This is a genomic window from Acidovorax sp. NO-1 (genome assembly GCF_000238595.1).
Classification (GTDB): domain Bacteria; phylum Pseudomonadota; class Gammaproteobacteria; order Burkholderiales; family Burkholderiaceae_C; genus Acidovorax.
Map to the genome: position 1 here is coordinate 32,494 of NZ_AGTS01000159.1, position 20,990 is coordinate 53,483.

General features: G+C 66.2%; 18 protein-coding genes. 13 read left to right on the forward strand and 5 right to left on the reverse strand.

What is annotated here, in order from left to right; translation table 11 throughout:
- The first annotated feature begins 48 nt into the window (after window positions 1-48).
- Window positions 49-1,032, forward strand: coding sequence for a quinone oxidoreductase (locus KYG_RS22710; RefSeq protein WP_008907283.1), 984 nt, complete (start codon window positions 49-51; stop codon window positions 1,030-1,032).
- A complete protein-coding gene (locus KYG_RS22715; RefSeq protein WP_008907284.1) occupies window positions 1,029-1,862 on the forward strand; it encodes an NUDIX domain-containing protein in 834 nt (277 codons plus the stop codon). The genes KYG_RS22710 and KYG_RS22715 overlap by 4 nt, the downstream gene beginning before the upstream one ends.
- Window positions 1,863-1,934: 72 nt before the next feature.
- On the opposite strand, the gene xdhB is transcribed toward KYG_RS22715, so the two are convergent.
- Window positions 1,935-4,352 (reverse strand): xanthine dehydrogenase molybdopterin binding subunit, encoded by a 2,418-nt coding sequence (gene xdhB, locus KYG_RS22720; protein WP_008907285.1) that lies wholly within the window; start codon window positions 4,350-4,352, stop codon window positions 1,935-1,937.
- Window positions 4,349-5,857: a xanthine dehydrogenase small subunit gene (gene xdhA / locus KYG_RS22725; RefSeq protein WP_034695941.1), complete on the reverse strand. Its 1,509-nt coding sequence runs from the start codon at window positions 5,855-5,857 to the stop codon at window positions 4,349-4,351. Before xdhA ends, xdhB begins: the two co-directional genes overlap by 4 nt.
- Window positions 5,858-5,961: 104 nt before the next feature.
- On the opposite strand from xdhA, the gene KYG_RS22730 reads away from it, so the two are divergent.
- The 7 genes from KYG_RS22730 to KYG_RS22760 all read left to right on the forward strand — a co-directional run bounded on the left by KYG_RS22730 (window position 5,962) and on the right by KYG_RS22760 (window position 13,900).
- Complete coding sequence (locus tag KYG_RS22730; RefSeq protein ID WP_085942657.1) at window positions 5,962-6,894, forward strand: LysR family transcriptional regulator; 933 nt, start codon at window positions 5,962-5,964, stop codon at window positions 6,892-6,894.
- 80 nt (window positions 6,895-6,974) lie between these two features.
- Complete coding sequence (locus KYG_RS22735) at window positions 6,975-8,561, forward strand: ABC transporter ATP-binding protein (RefSeq protein WP_034695947.1); 1,587 nt, start codon at window positions 6,975-6,977, stop codon at window positions 8,559-8,561.
- Entirely contained in the window at window positions 8,554-9,627 is a 1,074-nt protein-coding gene (locus tag KYG_RS22740) for an ABC transporter permease (RefSeq protein ID WP_008907289.1), read from the forward strand. Before KYG_RS22735 ends, KYG_RS22740 begins: the two co-directional genes overlap by 8 nt.
- Window positions 9,627-10,547 carry an ABC transporter permease gene (locus tag KYG_RS22745; protein WP_008907290.1) on the forward strand — a complete coding sequence of 307 codons (921 nt, stop codon included), beginning with the start codon at window positions 9,627-9,629 and terminating at the stop codon, window positions 10,545-10,547. Before KYG_RS22740 ends, KYG_RS22745 begins: the two co-directional genes overlap by 1 nt.
- 50 nt (window positions 10,548-10,597) lie before the next feature.
- Window positions 10,598-11,764 (forward strand): BMP family ABC transporter substrate-binding protein, encoded by a 1,167-nt coding sequence (locus KYG_RS22750; RefSeq protein WP_008907291.1) that lies wholly within the window; start codon window positions 10,598-10,600, stop codon window positions 11,762-11,764.
- A gap of 103 nt (window positions 11,765-11,867) precedes the next feature.
- Window positions 11,868-12,848, forward strand: a complete 981-nt coding sequence (locus KYG_RS22755; protein ID WP_008907292.1) for an aromatic ring-hydroxylating dioxygenase subunit alpha — start codon at window positions 11,868-11,870, stop codon at window positions 12,846-12,848.
- Window positions 12,848-13,900 (forward strand): adenosine deaminase, encoded by a 1,053-nt coding sequence (locus tag KYG_RS22760; RefSeq protein ID WP_008907293.1) that lies wholly within the window; start codon window positions 12,848-12,850, stop codon window positions 13,898-13,900. The genes KYG_RS22755 and KYG_RS22760 overlap by 1 nt, the downstream gene beginning before the upstream one ends.
- Here KYG_RS22760 and KYG_RS22765 read toward each other — a convergent pair.
- Complete coding sequence (locus KYG_RS22765; RefSeq protein ID WP_008907294.1) at window positions 13,894-14,364, reverse strand: HIT family protein; 471 nt, start codon at window positions 14,362-14,364, stop codon at window positions 13,894-13,896. The genes KYG_RS22760 and KYG_RS22765 overlap by 7 nt on opposite strands.
- 146 nt (window positions 14,365-14,510) lie before the next feature.
- On the opposite strand from KYG_RS22765, the gene KYG_RS22770 reads away from it, so the two are divergent.
- The 4 genes from KYG_RS22770 (at window position 14,511) to KYG_RS22785 (ending at window position 18,247) form a co-directional block, all read left to right on the forward strand.
- Window positions 14,511-15,641 (forward strand): BMP family ABC transporter substrate-binding protein, encoded by a 1,131-nt coding sequence (locus KYG_RS22770; RefSeq protein WP_008907295.1) that lies wholly within the window; start codon window positions 14,511-14,513, stop codon window positions 15,639-15,641.
- Between the two features lie 111 nt (window positions 15,642-15,752).
- The gene (gene guaD, locus KYG_RS22775; protein WP_008907296.1) at window positions 15,753-17,063 is read left to right on the forward strand and encodes a guanine deaminase; all 1,311 of its coding nucleotides are present in this window, start codon (window positions 15,753-15,755) and stop codon (window positions 17,061-17,063) included.
- Window positions 17,064-17,142: 79 nt separating this feature from the next.
- Window positions 17,143-17,715, forward strand: coding sequence for a dCTP deaminase (dcd, locus tag KYG_RS22780; RefSeq protein WP_008907297.1), 573 nt, complete (start codon window positions 17,143-17,145; stop codon window positions 17,713-17,715).
- 148 nt (window positions 17,716-17,863) lie between these two features.
- Window positions 17,864-18,247: a hypothetical protein gene (locus tag KYG_RS22785; protein ID WP_008907298.1), complete on the forward strand. Its 384-nt coding sequence runs from the start codon at window positions 17,864-17,866 to the stop codon at window positions 18,245-18,247.
- Window positions 18,248-18,310: 63 nt separating this feature from the next.
- On the opposite strand, the gene KYG_RS22790 is transcribed toward KYG_RS22785, so the two are convergent.
- Together KYG_RS22790 and KYG_RS22795 are read right to left on the reverse strand one after the other, a co-directional pair.
- Complete coding sequence (locus tag KYG_RS22790) at window positions 18,311-20,008, reverse strand: diguanylate cyclase (RefSeq protein WP_008907299.1); 1,698 nt, start codon at window positions 20,006-20,008, stop codon at window positions 18,311-18,313.
- Window positions 20,005-20,976 (reverse strand): delta(1)-pyrroline-2-carboxylate reductase family protein, encoded by a 972-nt coding sequence (locus KYG_RS22795; protein ID WP_008907300.1) that lies wholly within the window; start codon window positions 20,974-20,976, stop codon window positions 20,005-20,007. Before KYG_RS22795 ends, KYG_RS22790 begins: the two co-directional genes overlap by 4 nt.
- Window positions 20,977-20,990 lie beyond the last annotated feature (14 nt).

Genomic DNA, 20,990 nt, shown 5'->3' on the forward strand with positions numbered 1-20,990 from the left:
ATCCCCTTCAAAACCCCTTCAAAACCCGTTATCCAGGAGCGTTTAACCATGAGCCTTGCCGTCCAGATCCGCCAGCACGGCGGTCCCGAAGAACTCCACCTTGTTGACGTTGCCGTGGGCGAGCCCGGCCCGGGCGAGATCCGCATCCGCCACCACGCCATCGGCCTCAATTTCATCGACGTCTACCACCGCACGGGGCTGTATCCCCTGAACATGCCCGCCACCATCGGCATGGAAGGTGCGGGTGTGGTCGAGGCGGTGGGCGAGGGCGTCACGCACCTGAAGGTGGGCGACCGCGCCGCATACGCCAGCAACCCGCCCGGTGCCTACTGCGAAGTGCGCGTGATGCCCGCCAAGTGCGTGTGCAAGCTGCCGGACGCCATCAGCTTTGAAACCGGCGCGGCCATGATGCTCAAGGGCCTGACGGCGCAATACCTGCTCAAGAAAACGCTGCCCGTGGAAGGCCTGCAAAGCGGCGACCATGTGCTGTTCCATGCTGCGGCGGGTGGTGTGGGCCTGATCGCCTGCCAGTGGGCGAAAGCGCTGGGCCTGCAGCTCATCGGCACCGCAGGCAGTGATGCCAAGTGCCAGCTGGCCCTGGCCAACGGCGCGGCGCACGCCATCAACTACAGCACCGAAGACTTTGCCGCCCGGGTGAAGGAGATCACCGGCGGCAAGGGCGTGAAGGTGGTGTACGACTCGGTGGGCAAGGACACCTGGGACAAGTCGCTCGAATGCCTGCGCCCCTTCGGCCTGATGGCCAGCTTCGGCAACGCATCGGGCCCGGTGGCTCCGTTTGCGCCGGGCAGCCTGGGTGCCAAGGGCTCGCTTTATGTCACGCGCCAGACGCTGTTCACCCACATCGCCACGCGCGAGGCCACGCAGGCCATGGCCGACGACCTGTTTGCCGTGGTGGCCAGCGGGCAGGTGAAGATCCACATCGACCAGCGCTACCCGCTGGCCGAGGTGCAGCAGGCGCACCGCGACCTGGAAGCGCGCAAGACCACCGGCTGCACCATCCTCACGCTGTGAGCGCCCTGGCCCCGCCGGCAACCTTCGACGACTGGCTGGCGCGTGCGCGCCGCGCTGCGCAGCAGCCACCCGCCCAGCCGCGCCTGCCGCTGGTGGTGGGTGGGCAGGGCGTGGGCTCGGTGGCGCATGGTTTTCTTGATCAAATCGGCCCCCAGCGCTTGTGGGGTAAGCGCTACCAGCTATTGAAAAGCGAGCAATCAGAGGGCCTGGCGTGGCACATCGATGGGCTGCACGGTGGTATCACGGGCGCGCTCAACGCCCTGGCGCACGCCCTGCGCGAGCACGGCTTGTGCGGCCCCTGGCGCGACGAGCAGCTGGCCGTTTGCAACCCGGCGGGCGAGGTGGTGGGAACGGTGGAGCGTGGCGCCGTGCGCGTGCTGGGCATTGCCACGCGCGCCGTGCACCTGGTGGGCACCGCGCCCGACGGGCGCATGTGGGTGCAAAAGCGCTCACTGACCAAGCCCAACAACCCCGGCCTGTGGGACACGCTGATGGGGGGCATGGTGGCGGCTGCCGATTCGCTGCCACAGGCCCTGGCGCGCGAGACCTGGGAAGAGGCCGGCCTGCGGGTTGACGCGCTGCACGGCCTGCAGCACGGCGGCCATGTGGATTTCAGCCGCCCCAGCCGCGAAGGCGGCGGCGCAGGTTACATGCGCGAGCGCATCGACTGGTTCAGCGCACAGGTGCCCGAAGGCCTGGTGCCCGAGAACCAGGACGGCGAAGTCGAACGCTTTGAGTTGCAGCCCCTGGCCACCGTGCGCGAGCAGGTGGCGCAGGGGCAGTTCACGCTCGAAGCGGGCCTGGTGATCGGCGGATTCCTGGGCCTGTAAGTACGCTATTATTTCGCTATTGAAAATATAGCTGTATGCGCAATGCTGTAAAGCGCTGAAGCCTGTTTTGGCTCAATTTTTCAAACGCCCCAGCGCCCGCAGCACATTCTCTGCCGTCGCTGGTGCGGTCAGCACCACGGGCGCAGCTGCATCGCCGCCTCGCCCCGCGGCCACGGCATTGCGCAGTGCCTCGTACACGCTGATCGCCAGCATGAACGGTGGCTCGCCCACGGCCTTGCTGCCGCCCACGTTGTCCTCGCGGTTGGCCTCCGGCCACAAGTCCACCTTGAAGTGCCGGGGGATGTCGCCCGTGGCCGGAATCTTGTAGGTGCTGGGGGCGTGGGTGGCCAGATACCCTTTGTCGTTCCACACCAGCTGCTCGGTGGTGAGCCAGCCCATGCCCTGCACAAAGCCGCCTTCGATCTGGCCGATGTCGATGGCCGGGTTGATGCTGTGGCCCACGTCGTGCAGGATGTCCACGCGCATCACGCGGCTCTCGCCGGTGAGGGTGTCGATGACGACCTCGGAGCACGCTGCGCCGTAGCTGAAGTAGTAGAACGGCCGCCCCGTGAGCGTGGCCTTGTCGTAGTGGATCTTGGGCGTGCGGTAAAAGCCGTCGCTCCACAGCTGGATGCGGTTGGCATAGGCCTCTTTCACCACGTCGCCCCACGCGCGCACCTTCTTGGGCGAGATGACCTGGCCGCCCTCGAAGCGGATGGCGCCCGCGCCGCAGCCATCGAGCCCGCACACGAACGAGGCCAGGTTGTCCCGCACATTGCGGGCTGCGAACTGCGCAGCGCGGCCGTTCAGGTCGGTGCCGCTGCTGGCGGCGGTGGCGCTGGCGTTGGGCACCTTGCTGGTGTCGCTGGCGGTGACCAGCACGCGGGGCAGCGGCACGCCCAGCTCGTCGGCCACGATCTGCGCCACCTTGGTGTGCAGGCCCTGGCCCATTTCGGTGCCGCCGTGGTTCACCTGCACGCTGCCGTCGGTGTACACATGCACCAGCGCGCCGGCCTGGTTGAACAGCGTGGCCGTGAAGCTGATGCCGAACTTGACGGGCGTGATGGCGAGGCCACGCTTGAGCACCGGGTTGGTGGCGTTCCACGCCGCGATGGTGGCCTGGCGGCGGCGGTAGTCGGCATTGCGCTCCAGCTGCGGCATCAGTGCGTGCAGGATGTTGTCCTCCACCGTCATCTGGTAGTGGGTGACGTTGCGGCCTTCCGAGCCGTCCTTGCCGTACAGGTTGACCATGCGCACATCCTGCGCATCGCGGCCCAGCGCGCGCGCGATGTCGCCCAGGATGGCCTCGATCACGATCACGCCCTGCGGCCCGCCGAAGCCGCGAAACGCCGTGTGGCTCTGCGTATTCGTTTTGCAGCGGTAGGATGCGATTTCCACATCGCTCAGGTAGTACGCGTTGTCGGCATGGAACACGGCGCGGTCGGCCACGGGGCCGGACAGGTCGGCGCTGAAGCCGCAGTTGGCCGCCATCTGGAGCTTGAGGCCCGTGATGCGGCCGGTGTCGTCAAATCCCACGTCGTACTCGTACGCAAACGGGTGGCGCTTGCCGGTGACCATGAAGTCTTCGTCGCGGTCCAGCCGCAGCTTGACGGCGCGGCCGAACTTATTGGCAGCCACGGCGGCCCACACGGCCAGATGACCGGCCTGCGTCTCCTTGCCGCCAAAGCCGCCGCCCATGCGGCGGCATTCCACCTTGACCGCGTGGTTGTCGATGCCCAGCGCGTGCGCCACCCAGTGCTGCACCTCGCCGGGGTGCTGGGTGCTGGAGTAGATCCACCACTGCTTTTGCTCCAGCGGCAGCGCGTAGGCGATCTGGCCTTCCAGATAAAAGTGCTCTTGCCCGCCCACCTCGAACGCGCCTTGCAGGCGGTGTGCCGATTGCGCAAGACCCTGCGCCGCGTCGCCCCGGCGCACGAACACGGGGGGCAGCACGTAGCTTTCGGCTTTCAGTGCCTCGTGCACGGAAAGCACGGCGGGCAGTGGGGTGATGTCCAGCTGCACGGCACGCACGGCGCGGCGCGCCTGCATCACCGAGTCGGCCACCACCAGGCCGATGACCTGGCCGATGTGCTGCACGGTGTCGATGGCGAACACGGGCTCGTCGTGCGCGAAGGCGGCCAGCAGCTTGTCGCCGGGCACGTCTGCGGCCAGCACCACGCCGCGCACGCCGGGCAGGGCGAGGGCCGCGCTGGCATCCACGCTGTTCAACGTGCCGTGGGCCACGGTGGCGAGGATGGGGGCGGCATACAGCGTGCCCTTTACCTCCGGCAGGTCGTCGATGTAGTGGGCGGCACCGGCCACTTGGGCGCGGGCGCTTTCGTGGATGTGCGACTGGCCCATGGCGCGCGTGTTGGCTGGCGAGCCGGGCTGTGGCGCGGGGGTGTGCGCGCTCGCTTTGGCGTCGGCAGCAGCAACTGCGGGGTCGTTCACCGCGTCGCGGCTGACGGGAAGGGGGCCGCGCTGGTTCATGCTGTTTCCTCCAGGCGGAAGTTTTCCACGCTCACCGCGTCTTCGCCCTGGCTTTCGAGCCAGAACCGCTGCCACAGGCTGGCCAGCACCGCGCTGCGGTAGGCGCCACTGGCGCGCATGTCGGAGATGGGGCTGAACTCGGCCTGCAGCGTGTGTGCTGCGCGGGCGATGGTGTCGGCGGTCCAGGGCTGGCCGGTGAGTGCGGCCTCGGTCTGGCGCGCGCGGGCCGGGGTGGCAGCCACACCGCCCGCGCCGATGCTGGCGCGGCGCACCACGTCGGCTTCGATGTCCAGATTGATGACAAGGCAGACGGCAGAAATATCGTCGTCGAAGCGCTTGGAAATCTTGTAAGCCCGAAGCACTTCCGTGACGCCCGGCCTGGGCACCACGATGCGCACCAGCAGCTCGTCGGGCGCCATCACGTTCTGGCGGTAGCCGGTGTACAGGTCTTCCAGCGCCAGCGTGCGCTCGCCGCGCACGCTGGCCAGCACCACCTGGGCACGCAGCGCGATGAGCAGCGGCATGGAATCGCCAATGGGCGAGCCATTGGCCACGTTGCCCCCCAGCGTGCCCGAGTTGCGCACCGGCAGGCCCGCAAAGCGCGTGGCAAAGCTGTGCAGCTGCGGCCATTGCGCGGTGAGGGCGGCAAACGCATCCGTCAGCGTGACGGCTGCGCCGAGGGTGATGGCGCGTGTGTCCTGCTGCACCTGGCGCAGCTCGGCCACACGGGTCACGTCCAGGATGCGCCCGTACTGCTTGTGCTGCTTGGTGATCCACAGGCCCACGTCGGTGCAGCCGGCCACCACCTGCGCCGTGGGGTGCGCCGCGCGCGCGGCCAGAAGGTCGGGCAGGGTGGTGGGGGAAATATAGGAAGAATTGGCCTCCAGCGCTTGCTGGTCAAGCGCAAGAAGCTCCAGTTTTTGTAGCAACTGAGCCTCGTTCACCGCCATGGCGGGCAGGGCGGCCATCTGCTGCGCGGCATCGAGGATGGGACGGTAGCCGGTGCAGCGGCACAGGTTGCCCGAGAGTTCTTCCTGCGCCAGTTCGCGGGTGATGGGTTCACCGTGGCAAACGTGGTTCTGGTACATGCCGAAGAGGCTCATGACGAACCCCGGTGTGCAGAAGCCGCACTGCGAGCCGTGGCACTGGACCATCGCCTCCTGTGCCGGATGGAGCGTGATGGTTTGTTGTGCAGCGGGCGCCGTATCACCCACCGGCTGGATCAGCGGGTCCTCGGCCAGGTCCTCCACCGTCCACAGCGCCATGCCATCCACCGAATGCGCCAGGCGGATGCAGCTGTTCACCGCGCTGTAGTGCACCTTGCCGCCGCGCGCCTCGCCCAGCACCACGGTGCAGGCGCCGCAGTCGCCTTCGCCGCAGCCTTCCTTGGTGCCGGTGCAGCCCAGGTCTTCGCGCAGCACCTCCAGCAGGGTGCGGTCGGGTGGTACATTGCCCAGCGCCACGGGCTGGCCTCGGCGCAGGAATTGCAAGGGTCTTGTTGTCATGACAAACGCCACTTCGATCTTGGATGGAAAGGTTCAGCAGAGGGTAGAACGCAGTCCCGCTACCGGCATATGCGCAAGCTTATGGCACCCATGCCCCCACCGCTATGAGAGACCACGCCCTTTTCGACAAGATAGACCTCCATCTCATAAGGGTCTTGCACACCGTGCTCACAGAACGCAGCGTATCGAGGGCCGCCGTCCGCCTGGGCATGCACCAGCCGGCGGTGTCGGCTGCGCTCAAGCGCCTGCGCGACCTGGCAGGCGACCCGCTCTTGGTGCGCTCTGGCGCCAGCATGATGCCCACCGATGCCGCGCTGCGCATGGTGGAGCCCGCAGGGGCCATCCTGCGCGCGGCCGAGGCGCTGTTTTCGGATGCGCGGGGGTTTGATCCGCGCACGGCCACCCGCACCTTCCGTGTGGCGGCCAGCGACTACCTCGACCCACTTTTTTTACCCCAGCTCGTGGCGCGCATCAAGGTCGAAGCCCCTTTGTGCCCGATCGAAATCCTGCCCCTGTCGGCCGACGCGCACTACCACGCGCACCTGGCACAGGGCGAGGTGGATGTGGTGATCGGCAACTGGCCCCAGCCGCCGGATGACCTGCACATGGGCCGCCTGTTTGGCGACGAGGTGGTGTGCCTGGTCAGCAAGGACCACCCCGCCGTGCGGCGCGGCTGGGACGTGGAAAGCTGGCTGGCCGCCGAGCACATTGCGCCCACGCCCACCCACCCCGGCGCGCGCGGCGTGATCGACGCCCACCTGGACAGTCTCTCCATGCAGCGTCACATCACGGCGCGCTGTGCGCATTTCAGCCTGATCCCCAGCATCGTGGCATCGAGCTTGCTTGTGCTGACCACCGGCCGCCAGTACTGCGAACGGTATGTCGAGCAACTGCCGCTGGCCATCCTGCCGTGCCCGGTGCCGTTTCCCCGGCTCATGTATTACCAGCTGTGGCATGCACGCACGCACCACTCGGCCGCGGCGGCCTGGTTGCGCGAATGTGTGAAAACCGTGGCTGCTTCGCTACGAAAAGAATAGCTGTTGGCGCATGCTGAATAAGCGCAAGAAGGTGTTTTGATTCTTATAACAAGTTGTAAAACTGAGAGACAATCCCCCGCATGAGTTCTCCCCCCAATCCTTTAGCGCCTGGTGCGGCGCCGCCACGGCTGCAGCTGGTGGGCATCACCAAACGCTACCCGGCCGTGGTGGCCAACAGCGGCGTGTCGCTCACGGTGCTGCCGGGCGAAATCCACGCCGTGCTGGGCGAAAACGGCGCGGGCAAGTCCACGCTGATGAAAATCATCTACGGCTCGGTCAAGCCCGACGAAGGCAGCGTGTTCTTCAACGGCCAGGCCGTGCAGGTGCGCAACCCGCAAGAGGCGCGGGCCCTGGGCATTGCCATGGTGTTCCAGCATTTCAGCCTGTTTGACACCCTCACCGTGGCCGAGAACGTGTGGCTGGGGCTGGACAAGAGCCTGACGCTGGCCGAAGTGACCAGCCGCATCACCGCCAAGGCGGCCGAATACGGCCTCGACATCGACCCCCTGCGCCCCGTGCACACGCTGAGTGTGGGCGAGATGCAGCGCGTGGAGATCATCCGCGCGCTGCTCACCGCGCCCAAGGTGCTGATCCTGGACGAGCCCACTTCGGTGCTCACGCCCCAGGCGGTCGAAAAGCTCTTTGTGGTGCTGCGCAAGCTCGCCAGTGAGGGCTGCAGCATCCTCTACATCAGCCACAAGCTGCACGAAATTCGGGCGCTGTGCACCGCCTGCACCGTGCTGCGCGGCGGCAAGGTCACGGGCGTGTGCAACCCGGCCGAGGAATCCAATGCGTCCCTGTCGCGGCTGATGATCGGCGCCGAGCCGCCCGCGCTGGAGCACCGTGCCGTGCAGACCGGCGCCACCGTGCTGCGCGTGCAGGGCCTGTCGCTGCCGCGCGCCGACCAGTTTGGGGTGGACTTGATCGACCTGCAGTTCGAGGTGAAGGCAGGCGAAGTGGTGGGCATTGCTGGCGTGTCGGGCAACGGGCAGAGAGAGTTGCTCTATGCCCTGTCGGGCGAAGACCAGCGCGCGGAGCCCGCCAGCATCCAGGTCTCCGGCCAGAACGCAGGCCGCATGGCGCCCAACCAGCGCCGCGCCTTGGGCCTGCACTTTGTGCCCGAAGAGCGCCTGGGGCGCGGCGCCGTGCCCACCATGGGCCTGGCGCACAACCTGCTGCTCACGCGCACCAATGCGGTCAGCGGCAGTGGCTGGATCAAGGTGGGTGCGCTGCAAAAGCATGCCGAAGACATCATCCGGCGTTTCAATGTGAAGGCGGGTGGCCCCAACGCGGCGGCCAAGTCGCTGTCGGGCGGCAACCTGCAGAAGTTCATCGTGGGGCGCGAGATCGATGCCAACCCGAAGCTGCTCATCGTCTCGCAGCCCACCTGGGGCGTGGACGTGGGCGCAGCCGCGCAGATTCGCGGCTCCATCCTGGCCTTGCGTGATGCGGGCTGCGCGGTGCTGGTGGTCAGTGAGGAGCTGGACGAATTGTTTGAAATCTGCGACCGGCTGCATGTGGTGGCCAAGGGGCATCTGTCGCCCTCCGTGGACCGCGCAGACGCGACGGTGGAGCGCATTGGTGAATGGATGAGCGGGCTGTGGCATGCCGATGTGCAGGCCCACCTGGCGCACAAGGCGCAGGCTGGGGAGGTGCACCATGCTTAAGCTGGAACCGCGCCCCCAGGCGTCCAGGCTCTGGACCTACGGCTCGCCCTTGCTGGCGCTGGCGTTTACGGTGTTGATCGGTATCGCGCTGTTTGTGGCGCTGGGTAAAGACCCGGTGCGCGGGCTGCAGGTGTTCTTCTGGGAGCCCGTCAAGTCGCAGTACGCCATCGGTGAACTCATGGTCAAGGCCACGCCGCTGTTATTGATTGCGCTGGGGTTGGCCGTGTGCTTTCGCTCCAACGTGTGGAACATCGGGGCCGAAGGGCAGTTTGTGATCGGCGCGGTCACGGCCGGGGGCATGGCGCTGCTGGCCGACAAGACCACGGGCCCGTGGATCGTGCCCGCCATCCTGCTTGCGGGTGTGCTGGGCGGCATGGTGTGGGCGGGGCTTACGGCCTTGCTGCGCGACAAGTTCAACGCCAACGAGATCCTGGTGAGCCTGATGCTGGTCTATGTGGCCACGCTGGTGCTGGGCTACCTGGTCTATGGCCCGTGGAAGGACCCCATGGGCTACAACTTTCCGCAGACCAAGACGTTCGAGAAAGTGACGCAGATCCCGCGCCTGATGCAGGGCTCGAGAGTGTCCATCGGCCTTTTGCTGGCGCTGGCTGGGGCGGCCGCGCTGTGGGTGTTCCTGTTCCGCACACGTGCGGGTTTTGCGCAGCAGGTGGGCGGCCTGGCGCCGGCGGCGGCACGCTATGCGGGCTTTTCGTCGCGCAAGGCGCTGTGGACGGCGCTGCTCATCTCGGGTGGCGCAGCGGGCCTGGCGGGCGCGCTGGAGGTGGCCGGGCCCATCGGCCAGCTCACACCGTACGTGCCCGCAGGCTACGGCTTTGCGGCCATCATCGTGGCGTTTGTGGGGCGCCTGCACCCTGTTGGAATGATCCTTTCGGCCATCCTGATGAGCATGTTCTACATCGGTGGGGAGCTGGCGCAGTCGCGCCTGGGCCTGCCCAAGTCGCTCACGGGCGTGTTCCAGGGCCTGCTGCTGTTCACGTTGCTCGCGTGTGACACGCTGATCGCCTACCGCATCCGCTGGGTGGGCCGCAAGAAAGGAGGTGTCTGATGGAGTCGTATGCACTGCTCATCGGCGCCACGCTCAGCGCGGGCACGGTGCTGGCCATTGCGGCCCTGGGCCTGCTCATCAACGAGAAGGCGGGCATCGTTAACCTGGGGGCTGAGGGCATGATGCTCTGCGCCGCCATTGCCGGCTTTGCCACCGTGGTGCACACGGGCAACACCTGGCTGGGGTTTGCGGCCGGCATGGCCGCCGGGGCACTGCTGGCCGCCATCTTTGGCGTGCTGGTGATCTGGCTCAACACCAACCAGTACGCCACGGGGCTCGCGCTCAGCCTGTTTGGTGTGGGCTTCTCGGCGTTTGCCGGTATCAGCTACGTGCAGGCCAAGTTGCCAGAGCTGCCCAAGTACACCATTCCGGTGCTCGGCGACATTCCGCTGGTGGGCCCTGCGCTGTTCCGCCAGCACCCGCTGGTGTACCTCACCATGCTGCTGGTGGCGGGGATGATCTGGTTTTTGTACCGCTCGCGCGCGGGGCTGGTGCTGCGCTCGGTGGGCGAGTCGCCCGAGTCGGCGCATGCGCTGGGCTACCCGGTGCGCCGCATTCGCCTGGCGGCGGTGGTGGCCGGGGGCGCGCTGTGCGGGCTGGCCGGGGCGTATATCTCCACTGTCTACACCCCGCTGTGGGTCGAAGGCATGGTGGCCGGTCGCGGCTGGATCGCCCTGGCACTCACCACCTTTGCCACCTGGCGCCCGGCACGGGTATTGCTTGGTGCTTATCTGTTTGGCGGCGTGACCATGCTGCAGTTCCACTTGCAGGCCACGGGCGTGCAGGTGGCCAGCCAATTGCTCTCCATGCTGCCGTATGTGGCCACCATCGTGGTGCTGGCGCTGATCTCGCGCAATCCGGCGTGGATTCGCATCAACATGCCTGCGTCACTGGGCAAGCCGTTTTATCCCGGCTCATAATTATTGTTTTCGCGTGTTTCAACCCCCAACGTTCTCAAGAAGGAACCGACATGACTGATCTGCAGAAACGCTCCATGCTCAAGGTGGCAGCGCTCTCCGCCGTTGCTGCTGCCGCGCTCGTGGGCTGTGGCAAGAAGGAAGAACCGGCACCGGCCCCTGCGCCTGCGCCGGCCCCTGTGGCAGAAGCCCCGGCCCCCAAGCCCGAGCCGCTGAAGATCGCCTTTGCCTATGTCGGCCCGGTGGGCGACGGCGGCTGGACCTTCGCGCACGACAACGGACGCAAGGCCATCGAAAAGGAATTCGGCGACAAGGTCGTCACCAGTTTTGTCGAGAGCGTGCCCGAATCCGCTGACGCCGAGCGTGTGCTGCGCGACCTGGCCGGCCAGGGCAACAAGCTGATCTTTGGCACCACCTTCGGCTACATGGAATCCATGCTCAAGGTGGCAGCCGACAACCCTGGCATCAAGTTCGAGCATGCCACCGGCTACAAGACGGCCGATAACCTGCGTACCTATGACAGCCGCACCTACGAAGGCGCGTACATGGCCGGTGTGATCGCGGGCGCCATGACCAAGTCCAACACGCTGGGCGTGGTCGGCTCGGTGCCCATCCCCGAAGTGATCCGCAACATCAACAGCTTCACCATGGGCGCCCAGTCGGTCAACCCCAAGGTCAAGACCAAGGTGGTGTGGGTGAACGAGTGGTTCAGCCCACCGAAGGAAACCGAAGCCGCCACCAGCCTGATCAACGGCGGCGCTGACGTGCTGTTCCAGAACACCGATTCGCCCGCCGTGCTGAAGACAGCGCAGGAAAAGGGCAAGCGCGCCTTCGGCTGGGACAGCGACATGACCGCCTACGGCCCCAAGGCGCACCTGGCATCGGCCGTGATCAACTGGGGCCCGTACTACGTGAAGGCCACCAAGGACGCGCTGGAAGGCACCTGGAGCACCAGCCAGAGCTGGTGGGGCGTGAAGGAAGGCGCGATCGACATCGTTTCCATCGCCGAAGACGTGCCTGCCGACATCAAGGCCAAGGTCGAAGAGATCAAGAAGGGCCTGGCCGATGGCACCTACCAGATCTGGAAGGGCCCTATCGTGGGTCAGGACGGCAAGGAAGTGCTCGCCAAAGACATGGTGGCCGATGACAAGTTCCTGGGCGGTGTGAACTTCTACGTCAAGGGCGTGGAAGGCAAGATCCCCGGCGGTGAAAAGAAGTAAGCAAGTCGAAAAATGAGTGGGCCTATGGGCCTGCTGCGCTTGGAGAGGGTCGCCTGCGGGGGGCCCTTTTCCATTTCTGTTCTGGATTTATAGGTGCTGGCAGATGGTCGAATCAGGCTTTTGGCATCCGGTGGCGTTGGTGGGCGATGTGGCGCAGGCGCCTGTTGCCGTTCAGCTTCTGGAGCAACCCGTGGTGGTGTGGCGCGACGCAGCGGGTGCGGTGCAAGCGTTTGCCGACCAGTGTCCGCACCGTGGAGCCCGCCTGTCGCTGGGCCGCGTGACACCGCAAGGCCAACTGGAGTGCCCGTACCACGGCTGGCAGTTTGCGTCGGGCGGCCGCTGCACCCATGTGCCCGCGCTACCCGCGTTTGTGCCGCCGCCCGGGCACTGCGCGCGTGCTTTCGAGGCGCGCGAAGCCCATGGCCTGGTCTGGGTGCGCATGGAGCAGGGCACCACGGCGCTGCCCGCATTCAAGGCCGAAGATGACGCGCGCCTGCGCAAGCTCAACTGCGGGCCTTACGACGTGGCGGCCAGCGCGCCGCGCATCATCGAAAATTTTCTGGACATGTCGCACTTCGGCTTTGTGCACGAAGGCTGGCTGGGCAGCCGCGATGCCACGGCCATCGACGACTACCGTGTGGAGGCCACGCCCACCGGGTTGCTTGCCAACGGCTGCAAGGCCTGGCAGCCGCAGTCCAACCTGCACTCCACGGCCCCGGCGCAGGTCGAGTACGCCTACGAAGTCACGGCGCCCTATGCGGCCGTGCTGACCAAGGTGCCCGAGGCGGGCACCACGGCCGTGGATGGCTGGCGCGAGTCCATTGCGCTGTTCATCTGCCCGGTCACCCCGGTGCGCAGCCGGGTGTGGTTTCGCCTGGCGGTGGCAGATTTTGAGTCGCCCGACGAGAAGCTGCAGGCCTTTCAGCACACCATCTTCACGCAGGACCAGCCGGTGCTGGAGTCGCAGGTGCCGCAGTGTCTGCCGCTGGACCTGCGCGCAGAGTTGCATACCGCTGCCGACAAGGCATCATCTGCCTACCGCCGCTTTTTGCGCCAGAGCGGTATCACCTTTGGAGTCTGCTGATGTTTAAAGTGCCCCCCATTTCCGCCGAGCGCCTGCCGGGCCTGTTGCGCGCCATGCCCAAGGCCGAGCTGCACATCCACATCGAGGGCTCGCTGGAGCCCGAGCTGATTTTTGCGCTCGCGCAGCGCAACGGGCTGACCTTGCCACATGCCAGCGTGCAAGAGCTGCGCAACGCCTACGCGTTTACCAACCTGCAGAGCTTTCTGGACATCTACTACGCGGGGGCCAGCGTGCTGTTGCACGAGCAGGATTTTTATGACATGGCGCGCGCCTACTTGGGGCGCGCGGCGCGCGACAACGTGCTGCACACCGAAATCTTCTTTGACCCGCAAACCCATACCGAGCGCGGCGTGGCAATGGAAACCGTGATCAACGGCCTGCACCGCGCCTGCGAAGACGCGCGCACCGAGCTGGGCATCAGCGCCACGCTGATCCTGTGTTTCCTGCGCCACCTGAGCGAGGAATCCGCGTTTGAAACGCTGGAGCAGGCCATGCCGCTCATCGACAAGATCGTTGGTGTGGGCCTGGATTCCAGCGAACTGGGTCACCCGCCGGAAAAGTTTGCCCGCGTGTTCGCCCGCTGCAGTGAGCTGGGCCTGCACCTGGTCGCCCACGCGGGCGAGGAGGGCCCTGCGGCCTACATCTGGAGCGCGCTCGATGTATTGAAGGTCGAGCGCATCGACCACGGCGTGCAGGCGGTGCACGACGCGGCGCTGATGCAACGCCTGGCGCAGGACCGCATTGCACTGACGGTGTGCCCGCTGTCGAACCAGAAGCTGTGCGTGTTCCCTAACCTCGCAGACCACAATCTGGGAAAGCTGCTGGATGCAGGCCTGGCGGCCACCGTCAATTCAGACGACCCGGCGTACTTTGGCGGCTACATCAACGACAACTTCACGCAGGTGTTTGCCGCAACCGGGCTCACGGTGCGCAATGCCTACCAGCTGGCCTTCAACAGCTTTGAGGCGAGTTTTGCCAGCAACGCGGACAAACGCGTGTGGGAGCACAAGCTCAAGGAGACCTTCGAGCGCTACGTCGAGCACGACTACTGACTGGCGGCGCGCGGCCCCGGCGTGGACGCCAGAGCGCCGCGCAGTTGCAGCGCGTAACCCTGCAGCACCTGTGCACCGGGTTCCTTGCGGGGCCAGCTCAGTGCGATTCCGTCTTGCGCATGGCGGGGCACCACGTGCATGTGGAAATGGAACACGGTCTGGTCGCCTTCGCGGCCATTGGCCTGCAGCAGCGTGAGCCCCGGAGGGTTGAAGATGGTCTGCACCGCATGGGCCACGCGCCGGGCCGTCTGCATGACGGCGGCGGCCTCTTCGGCGGTGATATCCAGCAAGGTGGCGGCGTGGCGCTTGGTGGCCACCAGCACATGGCCGGGGTTCACCTGGCCGATGTCCATAAAGGCGATGGTCAGGGCATCCTCATAGACATCGGCATACGGGATCTCGCCAGCCACCAGGCGGCAGAAAATGCACTGTCCCGGGGGCGAGGTGTCTACAAACATGGGCATGCAGTGGCTCCTTGGCAATGGCAATTCAGTCGGCATCGTATCCGGGGCTGCGTGTCGGCCACGGCTGCTGCGGTAAAATCCGCCGCAAAGACCGCTGTCCCGGCGGTCTTTTTGTTTTGCCTTCCGGGACCATGTAGAGGAACACCATGTACAAAAACCTCGCCACCGCACTGCGTGCGGCTTGTGTGAGTGCGCTTGCGGGCGCCGTATTCATCTCCCCCGTTTTCCCCCAGTCGGGTGCCCCCAGCGCCAGGGTGCAGCCAGCCCCGCCGATCAAGGCAGGGTTTGTCTATGTCACGCCGGTCACCGAAGCGGGCTGGACGCGCCAGCACGATGAGGGGCGCAAGGCGGTGCAAGCCGCACTGGGCGGCCAGGTCACAACCACCTTTGTCGAGAACGTGGCCGAAGGCGCCGATGCCGAGCGCGTGATCCGCGATCTGGCGGCCACGGGCCACCAGATCATCTTCACCCCCAGCTTTGGCTACATGGAGCCCACGCTCAAGGTGGCGCAGGACTATCCCAACGTCAAGTTTGAATCCATCACCGGCTACAAGCAGTCCGCCAATGTGGCCACCGCCAACGCGCGGTACTACGAAGGCCGTTACCTGGCCGGCATGGCGGCAGGGCGCATGAGCAAGACTGGCGTGGCCGGGTTCGTGGCCGGCTTTCCCATCCCCGAAGTGCTGCAGGGTATCAACGCGTTCACGCTCGGTATGCGATCGGTCAACCCGCAGGCCACCGTCAAGGTGGTGTGGCTCAACGTCTGGTTTGACCCGCCCAGGGAGCGTGATGCCGCGATGGCATTGTTCAACCAGGATGTGGACGTGATTGCCTTTCACACCGGCTCTACGGCCGTGATGGCGGCCGCACAGGAGCGCGGAAAGATGGCAGTGGCCTACCACTCCGACATGCGGCGTACCGGGCCGGACGCGCAGATCGTGGCCGTCACGCACCAGTGGGGCCGCTATTACACCGAGCGCGTTCGTGCTGCGGCCAACGGCACCTGGAAAAGCGGCGACCTGTGGGGCGGTGTGCGCGAGGGCATGATCCGCGTCGGCGACTTTGGCACCCGTGTGCCGGCGGCGGTGCAGCAGGAGGTGCTGAACGCGCAAAAGGCCATTGGAGCGGGCACGCTCCAGCCTTTCCGTGCGGGCAAGACCCCTGTGCGCGACAACGACGGGCAAGAGCGCATCGCCGCAGGCCAGGCGCTGGGTGATGCTCAGATCCTGCAGATGAACTGGCTGGTGGAAGGCGTGGTGGGCAAGCTGGCGCGTTGAGCGCCCCTTGCTGTCACATACTGCCCGGGCCCATGCCCCGCAAACTGCATCCATAGCCACTATGGGATGCGCCGTATGCGGGCATGGGAGGGTGCCGGTAAGCTAGTGCCCATGTCCGTATACCGTTCTGCCCTTTTGCGCTTTGCCGATGATGGCCGCGCCCTGTATGACGAAGATGGCCTGCTGGCGATCGGCCCGGATGCGCAGGGCCGCCAGCGGGTGCTGGCCGCAGGTTCGTGGCAGGCACTGGGCGCGCAATACGCAGACCAGCCCGTGACCCACCTTCCGGGGCGCATCCTTGCGCCCGGGTTTGTGGACATGCACATCCACTTCCCGCAGACGGACGTGATCGGCTCGCCCGCCGACGGGTTGCTGCCCTGGCTGGAGAACTACACTTTTCCGCATGAAAAACGCTTTGCAGCGCCCGACTACAGTGCGCAGATAGCTCAGTTTTTCATAGCAGAGCTGTTGCGCAACGGCGTGACCACGGCGCTGGCTTTTTCCACCTCTCACCCCGCGTCGGCTGAGGCTCTGTTCGCAGAGGCCCAGCGGCACCAGATGCGCCTGATAACCGGCAAGGTGCTGCAGGACCGCCACTCGCCCGACGGCGTGCGCGACGACACCGAGCAAAGCCTCATCGATACCGAAGCGCTGATCCAGCGCTGGCATGGTGTGGACCGCTTGGGCTATGCCATCACGCCGCGGTTTGCGCCCACCAGCACCCCCGCGCAGCTGCGCGGCGCTGGCGAGCTGGCGGCGCGATACCCCGATGTGTGGATCCAGTCGCATGTGGCGGAGAACCTGGATGAAATCCGCTGGGCGCGCGAGCTGTTCCCGCGCTCGCGCAGCTACCTGGGCGTGTACGACGATTTCGGCCTGATGCGCGAGCGAGCCGTGTATGCCCATTGCATCCACTTTGACGACGACGACCGCGCCCTGATGCGCGACACGGGCGCGGTGGCAGCCATCAGCCCCACGAGCAACCTCTTTCTGGGAAGCGGTTTTTTCGACTACGCCAGCGCCGACCGGGTGGGGTTTGGCTACGGCCTGGCCAGCGATGTGGGCGGTGGCACGAGCTTCAGCCCCTTCCATACGATGCTGGCGGCCTATTACGTGGGGCGCACCACCGTCGAAGGTCCGCAGACCAAGCAGGGCCTGAGCCTCTCGCCCCAGCAGCTGTGGTGGCAACACACCGCGGGTGCGGCCCGGGCGCTGGGCCTTGCGGGCGTGGTGGGCAACCTGCAGCCCGGGTGCGAGGCCGACTTTCTGGTGCTCAACCCCGCAGCCACGCCGCTGCTGGCGCGCAAGACCCGCCAGGCCCGCAACCTCGATGAGCTGTTGTTTGCGCTGATCGTGCTCGGCGATGACCGCGTTGTGGAAAAAACCGTGATTTCTCAAGCAAAATACGGCTCCAGCGCATGATCATCAAGCGCCAATAGCTACAAAATTAATAGCGCCCCGGGTTTTTCGGCCCTGGGGCCACAGCGCAGGGACTTCAGCCATGAGCATCAAGAGCGACAAATGGATCCGCCGCATGGCGGCCGAGCACGGCATGATCGAACCGTTCGAACCCGGCCAGGTGCGTGAGGCCGAGGGCAAGAAGATCATCAGCTACGGTACCAGCAGCTACGGCTACGACATCCGCTGCGCGCCAGAATTCAAGGTGTTCACCAACATCCACAGCACGGTGGTGGACCCCAAGAACTTCGACGAAAAGAGCTTTGTCGATTTTGAGGGCGACAGCTGCATCATCCCGCCCAACAGCTTTGCGCTGGCGCGCACCGTGGAGTACTTTCGCATCCCGCGCAACGTGCTCACCATCTGCCTGGGCAAAAGCACCTACGCCCGCTGCGGCATCATCGTCAACGTGACGCCCTTTGAGCCCGAATGGGAGGGCTATGTGACGCTGGAGTTTTCCAATACCACCCCGCTGCCTGCGCGCATCTACGCGGGTGAGGGCTGTGCCCAGGTGTTGTTCTTCGAAAGCGACAAGGACGATGTGTGCGAGGTGAGCTACCGCGACCGCGGCGGCAAGTACCAGGGGCAGGTGGGCGTGACACTGCCCAAGGCTTGATCGCTCGCACGCCAGGGCAACTTGGCGGCGCCTGTGCAAAGCCGGTGTCCTACAAGGCCTCGTTCCTTTGGCTGAAGTGTTGCGAGAGGACACATCCGTAGCATCTGGTCATGCCATCGGATGGTCCGGTGGCCAGAAGGAGTCCACCATGCTGACCTTTGCTGCAACATCTGCACCCGCCAAGGCCCGGGATGATGTGCTTTCTCATTTGCCAGTGCGCGATGCGCGCGAAAGTCGTGCACTGTGCGGAACGGCGCTCATGGAGCACCCGGCGCACGTTCAGTCGCACTCACACTCGCACTCGCACTATTGGCCCTGTGATCTGCTCAACGCCTTCATCCTCCGGATGGCAGCAGCGGGCCGCTGCGTGAACACCGCGATGATGCTGGGCCACAAGCCGTATGCCTTGGAGCAGCTGGCCGCTGCGCGTGCCGTGCCGGATGAAGGTCTGCACGCTGCTGCAAACCGCCTGCAGGCCTACTTCGAGGTAGCAGCGCCACGGGGGTGCGAAGTGGTGGCGGCGATCGACTAGTGCCAAGGCGCCCCGTGGGGAGCGGGCCTCTATTCATCGGCGAGCTGCCCAGGCGCCTGGCGATCACTCTTCCACGCAGACCCTGTTGCGCCCCCGGCGCTTTGCTTCGTACAGCGCGGCATCCGCCCGCCGCAGCATGTCGGCGCCGGTGTCCTGCAGGTCCCGCAGGGTGCCCACCCCGGCACTCACGGTGATGTGCCCGACCACGGGATCGTGCTGTTCCGCCATGGAGTCGATCAGAGTCTGAGCGATGGCCTGGGCGCCTGCCAGGTCTGTATCCGGCAGCAGCGCCACAAATTCCTCGCCTCCCAGGCGCGCCACCACGTCCGAGCTGCGCAGCCGCGTCTCCAGCGTTTGCCCAAGCCGGCGCAGCACTTCGTCGCCGACCTCGTGGCCGTAGGTGTCGTTGACCCGCTTGAAGTGGTCCACATCGACGGCAATCAGGCTCAACGGGCGTTGGCTGCGCCGTGCCAGCGCCATGGCAAAGGCCATCTGGGTTTCAAAGCCCCGGCGGTTGAGCAGGCCCGTGAGCGCGTCGGTACGCGCCTGCAGATCCAGCGCGCGGTTGGCCGCCTCGAGCTCCAGCGTGCGCAGGCGCACTTTCTCTTCCATGGCGCCGCGCGCGGCAATGAGCCGGTGGGTCATGCGGCCGAGCGCCCCCGAAAGCTGCCGCACCTCACGGCTGCTGTGCGCCTGGGGAATGTGCGTATCTTGCCGATCTGCCTCCACGGCGCTGGCGGCGTGCGCCAGGGCATACAGATCTTCGCTGAGGCGGCGTGCGGCCAGCCACGCCAGGACCGACGCGAAGAGTGCGGCGGCCAGCCCGATCATCAACGCCATGCGCACCGCTTTGTTGGCTTCGGCAAAGGCCAGTTCCACCGGCTCGCGCGCAACCACATACCAGCCCAGATCGCTCTCGGGGTTGCGCGCCGGCAGCGGTGTGATGGCGGTGAGGTACAGGCGTCCATCGGCCCACCGGGTCACCGCTGCGGGGTTTTTTTCACGCCGCAGGCCTTGTCGCCGGTCGGAACCTACCGGCAGGCGCTGCCCGGCGTCCTGCAGGGCACGGGTCTTGCCATTGGGGGCATAGATTAGCGCTTCCTGCTGGTCAAACACGAATAGCTCCACCGCAGTCTCATTGGTGCGCTCAGGGGTCAGGCTTTCGATCACCTCCCGCGTCCACTCCCAGCTGCCATGAATGCCCAGCACGCCCACCGTGGTGGGTCCCAGCCGGATGGGTGCTGAAAAATCGACAAAGCGGTGGGGCTCGCCCGACGCCGTGGGGGGCAGCAACTTCTCGAGCAATTTGGCAGGGTGCACGTCGCCCACATACAGATGCTTCAGACCTTCCTGGAACCAGGGGCGCTCGGCCACGTTCTGGCCCACCAGGAGGCTGCCGGTGGCGGCGCGCACCACGCCCTGCGCGTCGGCCACACCGATCCACACGCTGTGGGGTTGGGTGGCCTGGCTGCGTGCCAGCATGTGGTGCGCCTCGGCAGAGTCCAGCCCCTTGCTCCAGATGACCTCGGACGCCGCCAGCACCTCGACCTCGCGGCTGCGCTCGTGCAGACCATTGCTGAGCAGTCTGCCCGCGTTGTGGGCAATCACTTGCAGTGACGAGCCGGCGTCGCGTTCGATGCGGTACTTGAGCAGTTCGCCAAACCCCAGCGACAGCAGCACGGCCAGGCCGACCACCAGCGTGCCGAACACCAGCGCGATCTGTGTGCGCAGGCTGTAGTCGGAAAACCGCTTGAAGTTCATGGCGTCGTCCGTGCGGCCGGGTGGGTGGCGCCTGCGGGGTGCGGGCGCATGGCCAGCCGGGCGGCTGCAAGGTCCCAGCCCGCCCAGCCGCAGCTTTTGAACAGCACCGGGCCGGTGGCAGGGGGGAAGCCGTTGCGCACAAGTTGGCCCAGCGTTGGCAATGGATTTGCATCCAGCCCCGCCTGGAGCAAATCACCGGCTTCGTACCGCGCATCGTCGCTGTCCAGCACGATGCGCCCGTGCGCTGCCACATGGTGGCAGAACGATGGAGAAAGCTCGGCCATGTTCTCGGTGAACGCGCCCACTGCCGCCACGAATGCGTCGGCCCGTGGCGGCGCACTCAGCACCACCGCTTGCGCGGGCGTGCACACCGCGACCAGGGGGCAATGGGGCAGGGCGGCATCCGCATCGGTCACGGTGTGGGCCTGGGCACCGACCGTCGCGGCATGCCGGGCGAGCTTTTGGGCGCTGGCCGCGCTGCGCGATGCGATCCAGACTTCTGTCACCCCCAGGCCTTCCACGAACGCCTCCAGGTGCGCCAGGCCCTGGACACCCGCACCCACGATGAGCAGCGGACCCGCAGGCTTTTGCGCAAGATGCCGGGCAGCCAGCAGCGAGACAGCGGCCGTCCGGCGTGCCGTGATCGTGGGGCCGTCCAGTACAAGGCGGCGTTCGCCCGTCAGAACATCAAACACCACGACATCGCCCTGGATCGCGGGCCGGTGGGTACCGGCGTTGGCGGGCGTGAGCGTGATCAGCTTGGTCATCGCCACCTGGCTGTCGGTGGCGGGCATCACGAACAGGCTGCCGCCGCCGGGCAGAGGCAGTACCGTGCGGGCGGGCACTGACACCGTATCGTCCCGCAGCAGGGCCCCGATTTCGTCGGCCAGCGCGTTCCAGGGAAGGCAGGCCCGGGTGGCGGTGGCGTCGAGCGCGCCGGCTGTCAGGGAGGATGGTTGCACAGGCATGGCGGAACTGTACA

Coding starts and splice junctions, on each gene's coding strand:
- KYG_RS22710 (WP_008907283.1), top strand. CDS start 49: ATGAGCCTTGCCGTCCAGATCCGCCAGCACGGCGGTCCCGAAGAACTC.
- xdhB (WP_008907285.1), bottom strand. CDS start 4,352: ATGAACCAGCGCGGCCCCCTTCCCGTCAGCCGCGACGCGGTGAACGAC.
- xdhA (WP_034695941.1), bottom strand. CDS start 5,857: ATGACAACAAGACCCTTGCAATTCCTGCGCCGAGGCCAGCCCGTGGCG.
- KYG_RS22730 (WP_085942657.1), top strand. CDS start 5,962: ATGAGAGACCACGCCCTTTTCGACAAGATAGACCTCCATCTCATAAGG.
- KYG_RS22735 (WP_034695947.1), top strand. CDS start 6,975: ATGAGTTCTCCCCCCAATCCTTTAGCGCCTGGTGCGGCGCCGCCACGG.
- KYG_RS22740 (WP_008907289.1), top strand. CDS start 8,554: ATGCTTAAGCTGGAACCGCGCCCCCAGGCGTCCAGGCTCTGGACCTAC.
- KYG_RS22745 (WP_008907290.1), top strand. CDS start 9,627: ATGGAGTCGTATGCACTGCTCATCGGCGCCACGCTCAGCGCGGGCACG.
- KYG_RS22750 (WP_008907291.1), top strand. CDS start 10,598: ATGACTGATCTGCAGAAACGCTCCATGCTCAAGGTGGCAGCGCTCTCC.
- KYG_RS22755 (WP_008907292.1), top strand. CDS start 11,868: ATGGTCGAATCAGGCTTTTGGCATCCGGTGGCGTTGGTGGGCGATGTG.
- KYG_RS22760 (WP_008907293.1), top strand. CDS start 12,848: ATGTTTAAAGTGCCCCCCATTTCCGCCGAGCGCCTGCCGGGCCTGTTG.
- KYG_RS22765 (WP_008907294.1), bottom strand. CDS start 14,364: ATGCCCATGTTTGTAGACACCTCGCCCCCGGGACAGTGCATTTTCTGC.
- KYG_RS22770 (WP_008907295.1), top strand. CDS start 14,511: ATGTACAAAAACCTCGCCACCGCACTGCGTGCGGCTTGTGTGAGTGCG.
- guaD (WP_008907296.1), top strand. CDS start 15,753: ATGTCCGTATACCGTTCTGCCCTTTTGCGCTTTGCCGATGATGGCCGC.
- dcd (WP_008907297.1), top strand. CDS start 17,143: ATGAGCATCAAGAGCGACAAATGGATCCGCCGCATGGCGGCCGAGCAC.
- KYG_RS22785 (WP_008907298.1), top strand. CDS start 17,864: ATGCTGACCTTTGCTGCAACATCTGCACCCGCCAAGGCCCGGGATGAT.
- KYG_RS22790 (WP_008907299.1), bottom strand. CDS start 20,008: ATGAACTTCAAGCGGTTTTCCGACTACAGCCTGCGCACACAGATCGCG.
- KYG_RS22795 (WP_008907300.1), bottom strand. CDS start 20,976: ATGCCTGTGCAACCATCCTCCCTGACAGCCGGCGCGCTCGACGCCACC.